Here is a 16,766-nt window from a genome sequence, read left to right on the forward strand (position 1 = left end):
CAGACCCTCCGACGTTAAAAATTCGAAGTGTCCACGCTTTCAGTCATCGATGCCAGATGGGGCGGCTGCACGCTTACGGAGAACGAGCATGAACGCCGCAAGGACCTGCGAACTGCCACCCGCCGCATACGCCGAGCTGGAAAACTTTCTGCGCAACAGCGGCAGCACGCTGTCGCCGGTCGAGGCGACCATCATCGCCCTACGCGAATGGATAGAAAAGAGCCGCGCCGCTGCGGCGCCGCTGCGCGGCTATCAATGGAAGCAGCTCTTCATCCCAGAAAAAAGCCGCTTGCGTATGAGCTACGCCGGCATGGCGTACTACGCCGAAGTCGTCGGCGAAGAAATCATATTCCGCGACAACGCCGTATCGCCGCGCCAGATGACCATGCAGATTGCCAGTGATGGCCGCAATGCGTGGCGCGATCTCTGGATACTGCTACCCGGCGAAAAAAACTGGGCCAATGCCGCCCGCCTGCGCGACCGGCTGCAACGGCGCGCCGCCAAGCAGCCCCTGTCCGCCGCCGACGCCATGACCGTCGCCGCGAAATCGATGAGCGACGCCCTGACCACCGCCCTGGCGCTGGTCGAGCATGCCAACCATCAATCGCAAAACACCCTGGAGCGCCGCCTGCCCCGCTATCGTCGCCAATACGATCAACTCAGCGACGATCACTGACCCCGCGCCGACATCGCGCTCACAGCTCGGCCAGCGCCTTCACATGCGCCACCACGCTGCGGCCCAGCGCCGACAGGTTGTAGCCGCCTTCGAGGCAGCTGACGATGCGGCCCTTGGCATACAGTCGGGCCACCTCCATCACCTGCTGCGTCATCCAGGCGTAGTCCGCCTCGACCAGGCCCATGCCGCCGATGTCGTCCTCGCGGTGGGCGTCGAAGCCGGCCGAGATGAAGATCATCTCCGGCTGGAACGCGTGCAGCGCCGGCAGCCATTGCTCCAGCACGATCTTGCGCACGGCGTCGCCCCTGGTGTGGGCCGGCACCGGCACGTTGACCATGTGGGCGCTGATCGGCTCGGGCTCGGTGTAGGGATAAAACGGATGCTGGTAGAAGCTGACCATCAGGGCGCGCGGCTCGTCGAGCAGCGCCTCCTCGGTGCCGTTGCCGTGGTGGACGTCGAAATCGACCACCGCCACCCGCGCCAGGCCGCGCGCCTCGAGCGCATGCTTGGCCGCCACGGCGACGTTGTTGAACAGGCAGAAGCCCATCGACTCCACCGGCCGCGCATGGTGGCCGGGCGGACGCACCGAACAGAAGGCGTTGGCGATCTCGCCGTCGATCACGGCGTCGGTCGCGGCCACGGCGGCGCCGGCGGCGCGCTGGGCGGCGCGCCAGCTGTAATGGTTGAGCGAGGTGTCGCCGTCGATCGGATACGTGTCGCCCGGCGCCGGCACGTTGTCGCGCACGATGGCGATGGCGTTGCGGCTATGGTTGCGCTCCAGGTCCGCGATGTCCACCAGCGGCGCCTCGCGGTGCTCCAACAGGTCGTGGATGTGCGAGCCGATCAGCTGGTCGGCAATCGCTTGCAGGCGGGCCGGGGATTCGGGGTGCCAGTCGCCCATGTCGTGGCGGGCGCAATCGGGATGGCTGTAAATGGCTGTGGTCATGGGGCGGGTATCTGCTGCTTGTAGGCGCTAATCTACCATAGATGGCGCGCCGGCCTCCAGCACGAGGTGGACAAAAAAACAATTGCCGCATATCATTGCTGATTATTTAACAATGAAAGCCTGGCATGGCCGCTTTTCCTTTTTTCCGCTCCCTGGCGCTGGCCTCGGCCGCGCTGTTCAGCCTTGACGGCCATGCCGCCGACGCCGTCCCGGCCGTCGCCAGCTTCTTCGATACGCCACAGGTCAGCCAGGTCGAGCTGTCGCCCAAGGGCGGCTACGTGGCCATCACCACCTTGCTGCCCGGCGGCGTGCAGGCGCTGGCGGTGCGCGACACCAGCGACCTGAGCAAGGTGACCGTGCTGGCCAAGAGCGCCATCGACCGCGCCACCATCACCAGCATCCACTGGATCAACGAAAACCGGGTCGGCTTCACGGTCAAGAACCTGGACAACGAATTCGATGGCAACCTCGACGAGTTCGCCATCGACCGCAACGGCGACAACCGCGTGCACCTGATCGCCGGCAGCTGGGGCCACCAGCAGAAGCAGATCGGCAGCAATATGGTCAACCGCACCCTGACCGCCGAATACGCCTACCACGGCGTCACCCACGACGGCTCGGACGACATCCTGGTCGAGCGCTACATGTGGAACAATACCGATCTGGCGCCCGACCATTCGCGTCTGATGCGCCTGAACACCCGCACCCAGTCCCTGCGCAGCGCCTTCGACGGCGTCCAGCCGCCGGCGGTCAACGCCTGGCTCACCGACGGCAACGACGTGCCGCGCGTGGTGAGCTCGGAAGTCAAAGGCCATTGCATCACCTCCTACCGCAACGTCGACGACACCAGCTGGCGCGAGATCGACAACGGCGTCTGCTACCGCGACCAGCGCTTCGAGCCGCTGTTCTTCGACGGCGCCGACACGCTGTACGTGAGCGCCAGCTACAAGGGCTATGCCGCGCTGTTCCGCTACCAGCTGAAGACCATGAAGATGGAGGCCGAACCCTTCGTCGAAACGCCGGGCTACGACTTCAACGGCGGCCCCGAAGTGGACCGCGTCACCAGGAAGCTGCTCGGCATCCACCTGCACACCGACGCCGGCACCACCGCCTGGCTGGACCCGGTGATGAAGGCCGAGCAGGCCAAGATCGACGCCGCCCTGCCCGGCACCATCAACACCGTGCATTGCGCGCAGGACTGCGCCGCCAGTCCGGTGCTGCTGATCGCCTCGAACTCCGACCGTCAGCCGCTGCAATTCATCCTGTACACCCGCGCCAGCGGCGCCATGATCGGCCTGGGCGGCGTCCATCCCGACATCAAGCCGGCCGAGATGGGCCGGCGCAGCTTCCATCGCTACACGGCGCGCGACGGCCGTTCGATACCCGTCTACGTGACGCTGCCGGCCGCCAAGGCCAGCGGACCGCAGCCGGCCGTGGTGCTGGTGCACGGCGGCCCGATGGTGCGCGGCGGCTCGTGGGAATGGGATGCCGAGGCGGCCTTCCTGGCCTCGCGCGGCTATGTCGTGATCCAGCCGGAATTCCGCGGCGGCACCGGCTTCGGCGCCGCCCACTTCCGCGCCGGCTGGAAGCAATGGGGCGGCAGCATGCAGGACGACCTGGCCGACGCCGCGCGCTGGGCCGCCAAGCAGGGCTGGGCCGATCCCCGGCGCGTGGCCATCATGGGCGCCAGCTACGGCGGCTACGCCACGCTGATGGGCCTGATCAAGGACCCGGCCGTGTTCCGCTGCGGCGTCGAATGGGCCGGCGCGACCGACATCAAGCTGCGTTTCACCTCCACCGACTCGGACGCGTCGAAGGAAACCCTGGGCTACAGCCTGCGCCTGCTGGTCGGCGACCCCGACAACGCGGCCGACGCCGCGATGATGCGCCAGAACTCGCCGCTGCTGCGCGCCGCCGAGCTCAAGCAACCGCTGCTGATGGCGCACGGCTTGAAGGACCTGCGCGTGCCGATCGAGCACGCCAACAGCTTCGCCGCCGCCGTCAAGGCCCACAACCCGAACGTGACCTCCATCATCTACAACGACGAAGGCCACGGCTGGCGCCACCCGGAAAACCGCATCGCCTTCTGGAAGCAGGTCGAGACCTTCCTCGACCAACACCTGAAACACGCCGAGTAGGCCGCAGAAGCACATGGTATCGCCTGGGCAGTTTCTCGCATAGAATCTGTACAGCGCTCAACTCCCATCGATACCATGTACACAAAATTGCACGCCGTGGCCCGGCAGGTCGGCAGCATCATCGTCGGCAAGGAGCTGCACATCCGCCAGGCCCTGACCTGCCTGCTGGCCGGCGGCCACCTGCTGGTCGAGGACGTGCCCGGCGTGGGCAAGACCACGCTGGCGCACGCGCTGGCGATCTCGCTGGGGCTGCGCTTCAACCGCATCCAGTTCACCAGCGACCTGCTGCCGGCCGACGTCAACGGCATCTCGATCTACGAGCGCGAGCAGAACGGCTTCGTGTTCCACCCCGGCCCCGTCTTCACGCAGGTGCTGCTGGCCGACGAGATCAACCGCGCCACGCCCAAGACCCAGTCCGGCCTGCTGGAGGCGATGGAGGAGCGCCAGGTCAGCGCCGACGGCGTCACCCGGCCGCTGCCGGAACCGTTCTTCGTGATCGCCACGCAAAACCCCACCCACCAGATCGGCACCTTCCCGCTGCCGGAATCGCAGCTGGACCGCTTCCTGATGTGCCTGTCGCTGGGCTACCCGGACGCCGCCGCCGAACGCGCGCTGCTGATGGGCGAAGACCGCCGCGTGCTGCTCAAGGCGCTGCAGCCGGCGATGGCGCCGGCCGAGCTGGCCGAGGCCCAGCTGGCGCTCAAGCGCATCCACGCGGCGCCGGCGCTGATCGACTACGTGCAGGCGCTTGCCGCCGCCTCGCGCCAGAACGGCCTGTTCGCCGAGGGCATGAGCCCGCGCGCCGCCATCGCGCTGCTGCAGGCCGCGCGCGCCTGGGCCGCGCTCGAGGGCCGCGACCACGTGCTGCCGGAAGACGTGCAGGCGGTGCTGGTGCCGGTGTGCGCGCACCGCCTGCGGCCCTTGAAATCGGCGCACGGCGTGGCGCTGGCCAGCCGCGACCTGGTGCTGCAACTGCAAAACTCGGTGCCGGTCTAGGCCGCCATGAACGGCCCGCTGCCATCGCTGCACACGCTGTATCGGAAGGCGCGCGACAAGTGGCTGTTCCAGCTCGGCCCCAGCGAGCCGGGCGAAGTCACGCTGACGATGCGCCGCGTGTTCATCGTGCCGACGCGGCCGGGCCTGGCCTTCGCCGGCCTGCTGCTGCTGATGCTGATCGGCTCCCTCAACTACAACCTCGGCCTGGGCTTCGCGCTGACCTTCTTTGCCGGCGCCTGCGCCGTGGCCGACATGGTCCAGACCGCCAACAACCTGGCGCGTTTGCAGCTGTCGCCCGGCCGCGCGCAGCCGGTGTTTGCCGGCCAGGAGGCGCAGTTCGAACTGCAGCTGCACAACCGCGGCAAGCGCGATCGCTACGCCGTCTGGCTGGGCTTCCAGGCCGACGGCGAACCGCGCCAGGTCACCGACATCCTGGCCGGCGGCGCCAGCGCGCTGCGGCTGTCGGCCGCCACCGCCGAACGCGGCTGGCTGGCGGCGCCGCGCATCCGCCTCGTCACGCGCTTCCCGCTGGGCCTGTTCCGCGCCTGGAGCTACTGGCGGCCGGAGCTCAAGGCGCTGGTGTATCCGGCGCCCGAGTACCCGGCGCAGCCGCTGCCGTCCAGCGGCGCCGCCAGCGCGGACGGCCACGGCACCGTTGGGCTAGATAATTTCGCCGGCATCCGCAGCTACCAGCCGGGCGACCCGATGCGCCACCTGGCCTGGCGCCAGATCGCCCGCCACGATCCGGCGCTGGGCGGGCAGCTGGTCACCAAGCATTTCGACGGCGGCGCCGTGGCCGAGCTGTGCCTCGATTTCGCCGAGCTGCCGCTGCAGATGGACCTGGAGCTGAAGCTGTCGCGCATGGCGCGCTGGGTGCTGGAGGCCGAGCGGCGCGCCCTGCCCTACACCTTCCGCCTGGCGCAGCACGACTACGGCCCGGCGCTGGGCGACGCCCATCAGGCCGCCTGCCTGCGCGCGCTGGCGCTGTTCGGCCGCGAGGGGCAGGCATGAGCGCCGCGCCACCGCCCGCCGCCGGCACGCGCGCCCGCCTGGCGCTGCGCCTGACCCGCGACAAGTCCGACACCCTGCTGCTGCTGGCCGCCGCGCTGATGGTGCTGGCGCCGCACTTCGAGCACCTGCCGCCGTGGATCAGCGCCGTGGTGTGCGGCACCTTGCTGTGGCGCGCCGCCATCACCTGGCGCGGCAAGCGCATGCCGCCGCTGTGGATCCTGCTGCCGGTCTCGCTGGCGGCGATGGCCGGCGTCTACCGCAGCTACCACACGCTGCTGGGGCGCGACGCCGGCGTCGCCATGCTGGCGCTGCTGCTGGCCTTCAAGCTGCTGGAGATGCGCGCCAAACGCGACCTGTTCGTGGTGATCTTCCTCAGCTTCTTCGTACTGCTGACCAATTTCTTCTACTCGCAAACCATGTTGACCGCGCTGTGCATGGGCGCCACCCTGATCGTGCTGCTGACGGCGCAGCAATCGTTCCAGTACACCGGCGCCGTGCCGCCGCTGCGCCAGCGCCTGCGCACCGCCGCCGCCACCGCGCTGCTGGCGGCGCCGCTGGCGCTGTTGATGTTCGTCGGCTTCCCGCGCATCCAGGGGCCGCTGTGGGGCCTGCCGGGCGACGCCCACAGCGGCCACACCGGCATCTCCGACAGCATGGCGCCGGGCACGCTGTCCTCGCTGGCGCAGTCGGACGCGGTGGCCTTCCGCGTGCGCTTCCTCGACACAATGCCCACGCAGGACCAGCTGTACTGGCGCAGCATCGTACTGGGCGACTACGACGGCCGCACCTGGACCCGGGTGCCGCGCCGGCGCGGCCTGCAACGCCTGGAGGTCGGCATCGCCACGCGCGGCCGGCCCATCCGCCACGAGATCACGATGGAAGCGACCAACACCCGCTGGCTGGCGGCGCTGGAACTGAGCGGCCCGATGCTGTCGCTGCCCGGCTACCGCGTGCGCGATTCCGACGAACTGGAATTCTTCACCAGCGAGCCGGTCACGCAGCGCGTGCGCTACGAAGCGAACGCCTGGACCGATTTCCACGTGCAAGCCGACGAGCAGCCGCAGCGCATGCTGCGCTGGACCGAGCTGCCGTCCGGCTTCAACCCGCGCACGCTGGCCTTGGCGCGCACGCTGCGCCAGGGCGCCGCCCCCAACGCCGCCGCCAACGCCCCGCTGTCCGCGCGCGAGGCCGCCGGCGCGGCGCTGCAGGTGATGCAGCGCTTCCACGACGGCGGCTACGTCTACACCCTGCAACCGCCGCTGCTGGGCCGCGACGCGGTCGACGATTTCCTGTTCGGCAGCAAGGCCGGCTTCTGCGAACACTACGCCGGCGCCTTCGTGGTGCTGATGCGCGCCATGAACGTGCCGGCGCGGGTGGTGACCGGCTACCAGGGCGGCGAACTGAACCCGGTGGACGGCTACCTGACCGTGCGCCAGTCCGACGCCCACGCCTGGGCCGAGTTCTGGACGCCCGGCGCCGGCTGGCGCCGCGTCGACCCGACCGCCGCCGTCGCCCCCGAACGCATCGCCCACAACCTGGCGCAGGCGCTGCCGCAGCCGTCCGGCTTCGGCCTGGGCCCCCTGCTGAACCTGCAAAACGACCCCGATTCGTGGCTGGGCAAGCTGAGATTCAACTACGCCGCGTTGAATAATGCTTGGAATCAATGGGTCCTGGATTACAATCCAGAGAGGCAGCGAGGTTTCCTTGAAGAACTAAGCTCGGCCTTCGCCAACTGGCGCAGCGCACTCGGTGCGGCGCTGGTGTGCGGCCTGCTGTATGGGCTGTATTGGCGGCGGCAACAGCGGCCGCTGGCGCCGCTGGACGGGCTGTACCACCGATTTTGCCGGCAGCAGGCGCGCCACGGTTACGCGCGCCGCCCGGACGAGGGCCCGCTCAGCTACGCCGCCCGCCTGCGCACCATGCAGGCCAGCCCGGCCAAGCACGCCGCGATGGAGAAATTTTTAACACTGTACGGTGCGCTGAAGTATGGCGCCGCCGGTTCCGAACCACGTTCAGCGTCGCTGACGACGTTGAAAACACTGCTACCCTTATGCCGATGAAGACTCTGATTACCGCCCTGCTGCTGGGCGCCGCCACCCTCAGCCAAACCGGCCAGGCCGCCGCCGTCGACCCCTACGGCTACAAGCTGCCGCCCAGCATGCAGCCGAAGAAAAAAGCGCCGCCCGCCAAGAAGGGCCCTCCGCCTATCGACTACGTCGGCGAGTTCGTCAACTTCGGCGAATGGAAGGACGTGCGCGCCTTCCTCGACGACGTCGCCGCCCGCGACGGCTTCGACCGCGCCGCCCTGAACACGCTGATGGGCCAGGTGCGCTACGTCGATTCGGCGGTGCAGCTGGTCAAGCCCGCGCCGCCGGGCAAGCCCAAGAACTGGCAAGCCTACAGCCGGCTGATCGTCGACCCGGTGCGCATCGACAACGGCGTCAAATTCTGGAACGAGAACCGCGACGCGCTGGAACGGGCCGAAGCCCTGTACGGCGTGCCGGCGGAAATCCTGGTCGGCATCCTCGGCGTGGAAACCGTGTACGGCCGCAACACCGGCCGCTTCCGTGTGGTCGACGCGCTGACCACGCTGGCCTTCTCCTATCCGGAGGCGCCGCAGCGCAGCGAGCGCATGGCCTTCTTCCGCGGCGAACTGGAAGCGACGCTGCTGTTCGCGCGCCAGAACGAGCTCGATCCGCTGTCGCTGCGCGGCTCATTTGCCGGCGCCATCGGCATGCCGCAATTCATGCCCAGCAGCGTGATGAAATACGCGGTCGATTTCGACGGCAGCGGCAAGGTCGACCTGCTCAACTCCGGCACCGACGCCATCGGCAGCGTGGCGGCCTTCCTGGTGGCGCACGGTTGGCAGCGCGACGTCGGCGGCCCGCTGGTATACTCCGCCGCCGTGTCGCCCAACCGCGCCTGGGAAAGCATGATCAACCAGGGCCTGAGCGCCAAGTACCGCCCGCAGGAACTGGCGGCGGCGGGCGTGACCACCACGGTGCCGGTGCCGGAACAGCAGACCTATGGTCTGGTGGACTTGCAGAACGGCGCCGAGCCGACCGAGTACTGGCTGGCGAACAATAATTTCTTTGCGATCACTCAATACAACCGCAGTTATTTCTATGCGATGTCGGTGGTGGAGCTGGGGCGCGCCGTGCGGCTGGCGCGCGGCGGTTTGTAAGGAAGCGTAAAGAAGGTTGCCGCGCAGACTTGCTGACTGTATTGTTTAGTTGACACTTGGCAATTAATTGTACAAACTGGCATAGCTGCGGGGCAAACGTAAGCCGTTCTACAACAAAATTGATTTATAATTAACTTTGTGTGTTCATTAAAAGTGTGCACAGGCAGCTTAGCATATCAGTGGGTGTATAATTCTCACACAATGTTGCAACCGGACAACAATAACTCACGGCAATCAGGTTTTTTTATTGCTTATGAGTATTAGAAGGCGTGTTGTTGTACAATTGTGTATATATTATGAAACTTGTTATCCCGGAATCCGTCCGTGTGTGAATTCGTTCCTTGGTAAGGATGAACATTAACGCAGCAAAGCGAGCTCCGAGTGTTTTACTTTGCAGGACAACTTTACAGAAGGAAAAGACGAAATCATGACAAACCAAGTCGGCATAGATATGAACAACGATGCGGATGGCGATGATCTGCTGCAATACAATCCCAACCGCCTGCTCGATACCCTGATCGAGAACCTGCGTCTGAAAAACGATGCAGCCCTGTCGCGCGCACTGGAAGTAGCGCCGCCGGTCATCAGCAAAATCCGCCACCACCGCCTGCCGGTTGGCGCTTCGCTGCTGATCCGCATGCACGAAGTGAGCGACTTGAGCATTCGCGACCTGCGTTACTTGATGGGCGATCGCCGCAACAAGTTCCGCATCAGCGACAAGCAGTTCAAGCCTAAAGAAGGCGAACCAGGCGGCCAGGGCTGATACTAGCCGTCGTCCTGCAGCGAACCCTCCCCCTTACCCAGGGGAGAGGGAAGCAACACCTTACGCCGGGAATACCCCGGTCGATAAGTAGCGGTCGCCGCGATCGCAAACGATGAACACGATGGTTGCGTTCTCCACCGTTTGCGATATGCGCAGCGCGATTTCGCAGGCGCCCGCCGCCGAAATTCCACAGAAGATGCCTTCCTCGGCAGCCATGCGGCGCGCCATGCGTTCGGCCGCCGCCTGCGACACCGGCTCCACCTGGTCGACCCGCGCGCGCTCGTAGATCTTCGGCAGATACGCTTCCGGCCACTTGCGGATGCCCGGTATCGACGAACCCTCCTCCGGCTCGGCGCCGATGATCTGCACGGCCGGATTCTGTTCCTTCAAATACCGCGACACGCCCATGATGGTGCCGGTGGTGCCCATGGCGCTGACGAAGTGCGTCACGCGGCCCTCGGTGTCGCGCCAGATTTCCGGACCCGTGCCTTCGTAGTGGGCGCGCGAATTGTCGAAGTTGCCGAACTGGTCGAGGATGATGCCCTTGCCGTCCTTCTGCAATTGCTCGGCCATGTCGCGCGCGTATTCCATGCCGCCGGTCTTGGGCGTGAGCATGATCTGGGCGCCGTAGGCGGCCATGCTCTGGCGCCGTTCCACGCTCAGGTTCTCCGGCATCAGCAGCAGCATCTTGTAGCCGCGCAGCGCCGCCGCCATCGCCAGCGCGATGCCGGTGTTGCCGCTGGTCGCTTCGATCAACGTATCGCCGGGCTTGATGTCGCCCCGTTCCTCGGCGCGCTTGAGCATGGACATGGCGGCGCGGTCCTTGACCGAACCGGCCGGATTATTGCCTTCGAGCTTGCCGAGTATGACGTTGTTACGGGCCAGCGCGTCGGCGCCTGGCAGGCGCGTCAGCTGCACCAGCGGCGTGTTGCCTATCGTATCTTCCAGAGTCTTGTAAGCCATCGTGTTCTATCTTCAGTTATTTCGCCAAAAGAGGCATTTTAATCCGAGTTCGGCTTGCGCGTATGGCAAGCTGCCAGGGCTTGAAGTTTTTGCACCGGGCGCCCGCCATGCGCTAGACTTGCAACACTACTGTCACCACTTTCATTTTCCGGAATCGTCATGGCTACAACCCCTATGGAACTGCTCCCCGAAGACACGCCGGACGAGCCGACACCGCTCACCAGCCTCGACCTGGAAAAGCGCCGCCACCAGATCTTCCCCACGCTGAGCGCGGTCGACATCAAGCATATGCACCGCTTCGGCCGCGTGCGCCATTTCAACGACGGCGAGCTGATCTTCGAAGCCGGCAAGACCAGCTTCGGCCTGATGCTGGTGCTCAAAGGCGGCATCGAAGTCAGCCGCTACGACGGCCTGGGCAATACATCCTACATCACCACGCATACGCCGGGGCAGTTCAGCGGCGAGGTGGCGCAGCTGTCGGGCCGGCCATCGCTGGGCAACGGCCTGGCGGTCGGCGCGGTCGAGGTGCTGGAGTTGCCGTCCGAATCGCTGCGCGCGCTGCTGGTGGCGCACGCCGACCTGGGTGAGCGCATCGTGCGCGCGCTGATCCTGCGCCGCGTCGGCCTGATCGAGCAGAACTCCGGCGGCCCGGTGATCGTCGGCCCGCGCGGCCACGGCCGCATCCACACGCTGCAAAGCTTCCTGTCGGCCAACGGCCACCCGCACAGCGTGCTCGATCCGGAACTGGACCAGCAAGCCGCCGACCTGATGGCGCACTACCAGCCCAAGCCGGAAGAACTGCCGCTGGTGGTGTGCCCGGACGGCGTGGTCAAGAAGAATCCGAGCGTGGTCGACATCGGCCGCTGCCTCGGCATGCTGCCCGAAATCGACAGCGAAAAAATCTGGGACGTGATCGTGGTCGGCGCCGGCCCCGCCGGCCTGGCGACGGCGGTGTACGCCGCCTCCGAAGGCCTGTCGGTGCTGGCGCTGGAAACGCGCGCCTACGGCGGCCAGGCCGCCGCCAGCGCGCGCATCGAGAACTACCTGGGCTTCCCGACCGGCGTCTCCGGCCGCGCGCTGGCCGGCCGCGCCTACGTGCAGGCGCAGAAGTTCGGCGTCGAGGTGGCGATCCCCGCCCCGGCCGGCCGCCTGGTCTGCGACACCTATCCGCTGCAGGTGGAAATGTGCGGCAGCCTGCAACGGCTGAAGGCGCGCACCGTGGTGCTGTCGTGCGGCGCGCGCTACCGCCGGCCGTCGCTGGCCAACCTGCGCCAGTTCGAAGGCAAGGGCGTGTACTACTGGGCCTCGCCGATCGAGGCCAAGCTGTGCAAGACCGAAGAGATCGTGCTGGTCGGCGGCGGCAATTCGGCCGGCCAGGCGGCGGTGTTCCTGGCCAGCCATGCGGCCAAGGTGCACATGCTGATCCGCAAGGACAGCCTGGCGTCGACCATGTCGAGCTACCTGATCGAGCGCATCCAGGCCACGCCCAACATCGAGCTGCATACGCAAACGGAAATCGTCGCGCTGGAAGGCGATGACGACGGTTTGAAGCAAGTGCGCATCCGTGGCACCAAAAGCGGCGAGGAATGCGACTACGACGTGTGCCGCGTGTTCCTGTTCATCGGCGCCGATCCGAATACCGACTGGCTGGGCGACTGCGGCGTGGACGTCGACGCCCACGGCTTCATCCGCACCGGCTTCGACGTCACCAAGGCGCAGTGCCGGGCCAACTTCGCCAACGGCGTCTACCCGCGCGAGCTGCCGTCGCGCGCCGCGCTCGAGACCAGCGTGCCCGGCGTGTTCGCCATCGGCGACGTACGCGCCGGCTCGACCAAGCGGGTCGCCGCGGCAGTGGGTGAAGGCGCGGCCGTGGTCTCGCAGATCCACGCCTTCCTGGCCAACCTGCCGGCCGACAAGGTGTTCAGCTAAAGTCTCTAGCCCACGCCGGCGCTACGCCCGGCCCGGCAACGCCAGCCGGGCCGGCGCCGCCGCCCGCACGGCTGGCTGCGGCCGTTGCGTATGGGCCGCCGCCTCCCCCTTCAAATGGAATACTTTGACGGACTGCGCCAATGCCTGCGCATGCTCCTGCAAACTTTCCGCCGCCGCGGCCGCCTGCTCCACCAGCGCGGCGTTTTGCTGCGTGATGTCGTCCATCTGCGTCACCGCCCGGTTGACCTCGCCGATGCCGGTGCTTTGCTCCTGGCTGGCGGCGGTGATCTGCGCCATGATGTCGGCCACTTTCTGCACCGAGGCCACCAGCAAGGTCATGGTGCTGCCGGCGTCGTTGACCAGCTTGCTGCCGGCATCGACCGTCTCCACCGAGGCGCCGATCAATTGCTTGATCTCCTTGGCCGCCGCCGCGCTGCGCTGCGCCAGGTTGCGCACCTCCGACGCCACCACCGCGAAGCCGCGCCCCTGCTCGCCCGCGCGCGCCGCTTCCACGGCGGCGTTGAGGGCCAGGATATTGGTCTGGAAAGCGATGCCGTCGATCACGCCGATGATGTCGACGATGCGGCTGGAACTGGCTTTGATCGAGCCCATCGTATCGACCACCTGCGCCACCATCGCGCCGCCCTGCACCGCCACGGTGGAGGCGTCGGCCGCGAACTGATTGGCCGAGCGCGCGCTGTCGGCGTTTTGCTTGACGGTGTCGGTCAGCTGCTCCATCGAGCTGGCAGTCTGCTCCAGCGAACTGGCCTGGGCTTCGGTGCGCGACGACAGGTCGGCATTGCCGCGCGCGATCTCATCGGTGGCCACCAGCATCTCGTCGGTGCTGGAGCGGATCCGTCCTATCATGCTGGTCAGGTTGGTGTTGATGGTGTTCATCGCATCCATCAGGTGGCCGACCTCGTCATCGCGCTCGATGCGGATGTCATGGTCCAGGTCGCCCGCCGCGATATTGCGCGCGGTGTCGATCGCGTGATCGAAGCTGAGCTTGATATGCCGGTATATCATGAACAGGCACACCAGCGACACGCCGACCAGCAGCGCCAGCAAGGCGATCGCGGTCCAGAACGCCATGCCGGTGCTGCGGGTCGAGCCCGCCACCGCGGCGCCGGTGCGCTCGTCCAGCAGCACCAGGAATTCGTTCACCGGCTGCATGATCTTGGCTTTGTTCTTGTGATACTGCTCGTCGTGCATGATCTTGCGCGCCATTTCCGGATCGGGCGGGCCGGTCTTGGCGAACTTGCCGCTGCCGTCGTCGAACAGCCCTTTGACGGCGTTCATGGCGATGACCTCGGTCTTGACCAGTCCGTCCGAATTGGCCTGCGCCTCTTTCAGCTTGCCGAACTCCTCATCGGTGAAACCGGCCTGATGCATCAGCTCGGCCAGCGCGATGGTGGGGCCGTCGGGCGTCGGCTTGTCGATGCCGGCCGCGACGAAGTCCCAGTAGATGCGCTCGTAATGCTGCGGCCGCGCCTTCTTGCCGTTGCGGATATCGAGGATGTCCAGGTATTCTTTTTCGTATTTGGGATCGCCGGTGACGACGTAGGTCCGGGCCAGCCGGGTCAGGTCGTCCGAGCTCTGCCGCAATTCATCGGCCAGCAGATAGGAGTGGTAGCGCGCCTCGTTGGCGCGGTTCAGCTCGCCCTCCTTGGTCGAGATGCGCACCAGCGCCCACAAGGTCAGACTGGACAGCGCGAGGCTGACCAGAAAGAACACGATGAAAATATTCTTGATAGAGAATTTGCTTTTCATGAAGACCCCCAATGATCGGTTCCCCGATAATTGTAGACCCAAGCGCACCAATCTGGCGCGTTACACGAAACGATAGGCAATACTGTTGCATCCAAGCGATAATATTTGGCTAACGAGACTTACTTTGGCAACGGCGTCGCGGCAGCCAGCGCGTTGATCTCGAAGTCGCCGTCATCGACCACCCGCTCCCAGCCCTCGAATTTGCCCATGCCGCGCGTGCGGGCGATGGACAGCAACAGGCTTTGGCCCGGCACCGGCCGTTCAGGCTGCAGCTGGTAGACCGGATCGGCAAACGCCTGCGCCGGCGTGGTGATGGTCCAGCCCATGTCGACGAACTGCTGGATCACGTCCTTGAGCCACAGCGCGTTGATCAGGTTGTGGTGCATCAGCATGACCTGCGGGATATCGCGGCCTTCCAGCTTGCGCGACAGGTCGCGGTAGGCGATGGCGCGCTGGCGCACGTGCGACAGGTAGGCTTGCCTGATCGGCGCGATGTCGGCCTTGGGGTCGGCGCCCAGCACCTCGTTCAGTTTCTCATCCAGCCGCCAGTCACTGGTGTCGAGGCTGACGTAGCCGTTGCGATAACCGCTCTGCTTCAGGAAGGCCGCATGCCATCGCGCTTCGCCGGCGTATTGCCTTCACGCAGATAGGTGTAGCGGAACCACTTCTGATAGCCCGGCAGGGTCGAGGTGATGCGGTCGCAGTCCTGCACTTCCTGCTGATACTGCGCCAGGCTGACGTTCGCGGCATTCAGGTCCGGATGGGTCATCGTGTGATTGCCGAGCGCGTGCCCTGCCTGGCCCCAGGCCTTGGCCAATGCATAGCCTTCCGGCTTGTCGGCGCCGAAGCCGCAGGTGACGAACAAGGCCGCCTGCGCATGGTGCGCGGCCAGCGCATCAAGCAGCGCCTGGTTGCGCTGCTGCGGCGACAGCAGCGGCGTCGTTTCCAGCCTGGGTCCATCGTCGAAAGTGAAGGCCACCGATTGCGCCTGCGCGGTGGCGGCGCACAGCGCGGCGGCGATAAGCAGGGCACGGCCCAGAGCCGGTATCAATGACGTCATTCCGCGGTTCTCTCCTTGAGGCGTTTCAGTTGCGCCGACTGGTAGGCGCCGAAGGCGTCGTTGAACAGGCAGCGTATCAGCGGATCATCGACGATGTCGGCGTCGGGCGGCGCGCCGTTGATGCGCATGTACATCGATGTCAGCGACTCACCCAAGGCCAGGCCCGCGTACAGTTTGGCGATGGGGATTTCGGTCATCCACGTCGGCGCTTCCTCGTCGCCGGCCAGCGCGATGTCGTCGCCGTGGACGCGATAGCGGAACCGCTGTGCCACGCCGTCATGGTCGTAGACCGACAGCTGCCAGATGCAGGGCGTTTCGAAATAGCTGTCCGGCGTCAGTTCCATGTCGCGGTATTTTTCGAGCAGGCCGGTGCGGCAGTAGTCCAGCGCCAGCGCCGTGTGTTCGGCGCTTAGCGGCGCGAAGTGGCGGGCGATGTCGGACGTAGGCGGCGGCATGATATCGGCGTCGTATTCGTAGTCGACATCCTGCTCGCCGACCGGCAGCACCCATGGCAGCGGCGCGGATGGCGTCAATCCATGCGGCGTCAACTCCACCGACACCGAAGGATTCAAGCGCACGACGGCGGCGCGGGGCAGCCACGCGCCGACCTCGTCGGCGAACTGGCGGTAGGTGATCGGAAACAGCGCGTGGTTGTACCAGGACCACGGCTCCTGCACGAACTGGCAGGAGCTTGGCACCACGTAGCGCGGCGCCAGCGCCCGCAACTGCTCCGGCCATTCCTCCGGCAGCACGGGTGCGCCGCCCTGCGCGCGCGACGGCGCGATGACGTCGATCTCGCGCATGGTCTGGAACGGCCACAGCACCATGTCCCACGGCGCGTAGGGCTTGAGCTGCTCCAGCGTTTCCGGGTCCATCCACGAATCGACCACGTTGAGCACATTCAGGCCGGCGGCGCGGATGTGGAACATCGAATCGACATCGGAGTCCAAGGCCTTGCGCGGGATGACTTCGATGGCGCCGACCCGCACCGGCGCATCCACCTTCAGCGGCAGCACGTTGACGAAGCCCAGCTCGCGTATCATCGCGAACAGTTCGTCGAACAGGCAGTACAGGTAGATCGGCGTAGCGCGGTCGAGCAGGTCCAGGCTCTCCATCGAACAATGGTCGTCATGGAAATGCGAGATGAACACCGCATCCGGTTTCATCCCGTGTATCTGCGCAAGGTCGAAGCGCACGTCGGGGAAGGCGTGGCAATTCCTGCTGAACGGGTTTTCAAATATGGGATCGAATGCGATCAGCGTGCCATCGCATTCGAAGACATAGCCTGCGTGCAGGATGCGGGAAATTTTTAGCGTCATCCCGCCATGGT

The 16,766-nt window shown here is 66.1% G+C and carries 14 protein-coding genes; 8 read left to right on the forward strand and 6 right to left on the reverse strand.

The window, feature by feature from the left end:
- The first annotated feature begins 88 nt into the window (after positions 1 to 88).
- Positions 89 to 676, forward strand: coding sequence for a hypothetical protein (locus AC07OK_RS24150; protein ID WP_494692673.1), 588 nt, complete (start codon positions 89 to 91; stop codon positions 674 to 676).
- Positions 677 to 695: 19 nt separating this feature from the next.
- Here AC07OK_RS24150 and AC07OK_RS24155 read toward each other — a convergent pair whose 3' ends face one another.
- Entirely contained in the window at positions 696 to 1,622 is a 927-nt protein-coding gene (locus tag AC07OK_RS24155) for a histone deacetylase family protein (protein ID WP_494692674.1), read from the reverse strand.
- A gap of 125 nt (positions 1,623 to 1,747) precedes the next feature.
- Between AC07OK_RS24155 and AC07OK_RS24160 the strand changes: the two genes are divergently transcribed.
- From AC07OK_RS24160 to AC07OK_RS24185, 6 genes are all read left to right on the forward strand, one after another.
- Complete coding sequence (locus AC07OK_RS24160; protein ID WP_494692675.1) at positions 1,748 to 3,760, forward strand: alpha/beta hydrolase family protein; 2,013 nt, start codon at positions 1,748 to 1,750, stop codon at positions 3,758 to 3,760.
- Positions 3,761 to 3,835: 75 nt separating this feature from the next.
- The gene (locus AC07OK_RS24165) at positions 3,836 to 4,756 is read left to right on the forward strand and encodes an AAA family ATPase (RefSeq protein ID WP_494692676.1); all 921 of its coding nucleotides are present in this window, start codon (positions 3,836 to 3,838) and stop codon (positions 4,754 to 4,756) included.
- A gap of 6 nt (positions 4,757 to 4,762) precedes the next feature.
- On the forward strand, positions 4,763 to 5,767 hold the full coding sequence (locus AC07OK_RS24170) for a DUF58 domain-containing protein (RefSeq protein ID WP_494692677.1): 1,005 nt from the start codon (positions 4,763 to 4,765) through the stop codon (positions 5,765 to 5,767).
- The gene (locus tag AC07OK_RS24175; RefSeq protein ID WP_494692678.1) at positions 5,764 to 7,827 is read left to right on the forward strand and encodes a transglutaminase TgpA family protein; all 2,064 of its coding nucleotides are present in this window, start codon (positions 5,764 to 5,766) and stop codon (positions 7,825 to 7,827) included. The genes AC07OK_RS24170 and AC07OK_RS24175 overlap by 4 nt, the downstream gene beginning before the upstream one ends.
- Positions 7,818 to 8,951, forward strand: coding sequence for a lytic murein transglycosylase B (gene mltB / locus AC07OK_RS24180; protein WP_494692679.1), 1,134 nt, complete (start codon positions 7,818 to 7,820; stop codon positions 8,949 to 8,951). Before AC07OK_RS24175 ends, mltB begins: the two co-directional genes overlap by 10 nt.
- 427 nt (positions 8,952 to 9,378) lie before the next feature.
- Positions 9,379 to 9,714, forward strand: coding sequence for a hypothetical protein (locus tag AC07OK_RS24185; RefSeq protein WP_008446241.1), 336 nt, complete (start codon positions 9,379 to 9,381; stop codon positions 9,712 to 9,714).
- 60 nt (positions 9,715 to 9,774) lie between these two features.
- Here the strand turns inward: AC07OK_RS24185 and cysM are convergent, their stop codons facing one another.
- Complete coding sequence (gene cysM / locus AC07OK_RS24190) at positions 9,775 to 10,677, reverse strand: cysteine synthase CysM (protein WP_494692680.1); 903 nt, start codon at positions 10,675 to 10,677, stop codon at positions 9,775 to 9,777.
- A gap of 159 nt (positions 10,678 to 10,836) precedes the next feature.
- Between cysM and AC07OK_RS24195 the strand changes: the two genes are divergently transcribed.
- On the forward strand, positions 10,837 to 12,606 hold the full coding sequence (locus AC07OK_RS24195; protein ID WP_494692681.1) for an FAD-dependent oxidoreductase: 1,770 nt from the start codon (positions 10,837 to 10,839) through the stop codon (positions 12,604 to 12,606).
- A 21-nt stretch (positions 12,607 to 12,627) separates the two neighbouring features.
- On the opposite strand, the gene AC07OK_RS24200 is transcribed toward AC07OK_RS24195, so the two are convergent.
- The 4 genes from AC07OK_RS24200 to AC07OK_RS24215 all read right to left on the reverse strand — a co-directional run bounded on the left by AC07OK_RS24200 (position 12,628) and on the right by AC07OK_RS24215 (position 16,755).
- Positions 12,628 to 14,376, reverse strand: a complete 1,749-nt coding sequence (locus tag AC07OK_RS24200; protein ID WP_494692682.1) for a methyl-accepting chemotaxis protein — start codon at positions 14,374 to 14,376, stop codon at positions 12,628 to 12,630.
- A gap of 119 nt (positions 14,377 to 14,495) precedes the next feature.
- Positions 14,496 to 14,897, reverse strand: coding sequence for a hypothetical protein (locus AC07OK_RS24205; RefSeq protein ID WP_494692683.1), 402 nt, complete (start codon positions 14,895 to 14,897; stop codon positions 14,496 to 14,498).
- A 74-nt stretch (positions 14,898 to 14,971) separates the two neighbouring features.
- Positions 14,972 to 15,436: a polysaccharide deacetylase family protein gene (locus AC07OK_RS24210; protein ID WP_494692684.1), complete on the reverse strand. Its 465-nt coding sequence runs from the start codon at positions 15,434 to 15,436 to the stop codon at positions 14,972 to 14,974.
- Complete coding sequence (locus AC07OK_RS24215; RefSeq protein ID WP_494692685.1) at positions 15,433 to 16,755, reverse strand: MBL fold metallo-hydrolase; 1,323 nt, start codon at positions 16,753 to 16,755, stop codon at positions 15,433 to 15,435. Before AC07OK_RS24215 ends, AC07OK_RS24210 begins: the two co-directional genes overlap by 4 nt.
- Positions 16,756 to 16,766: the final 11 nt, after the last annotated feature.

The sequence above is a fragment of the Duganella sp. GW821-FHT07G03 genome (assembly GCF_059418605.1).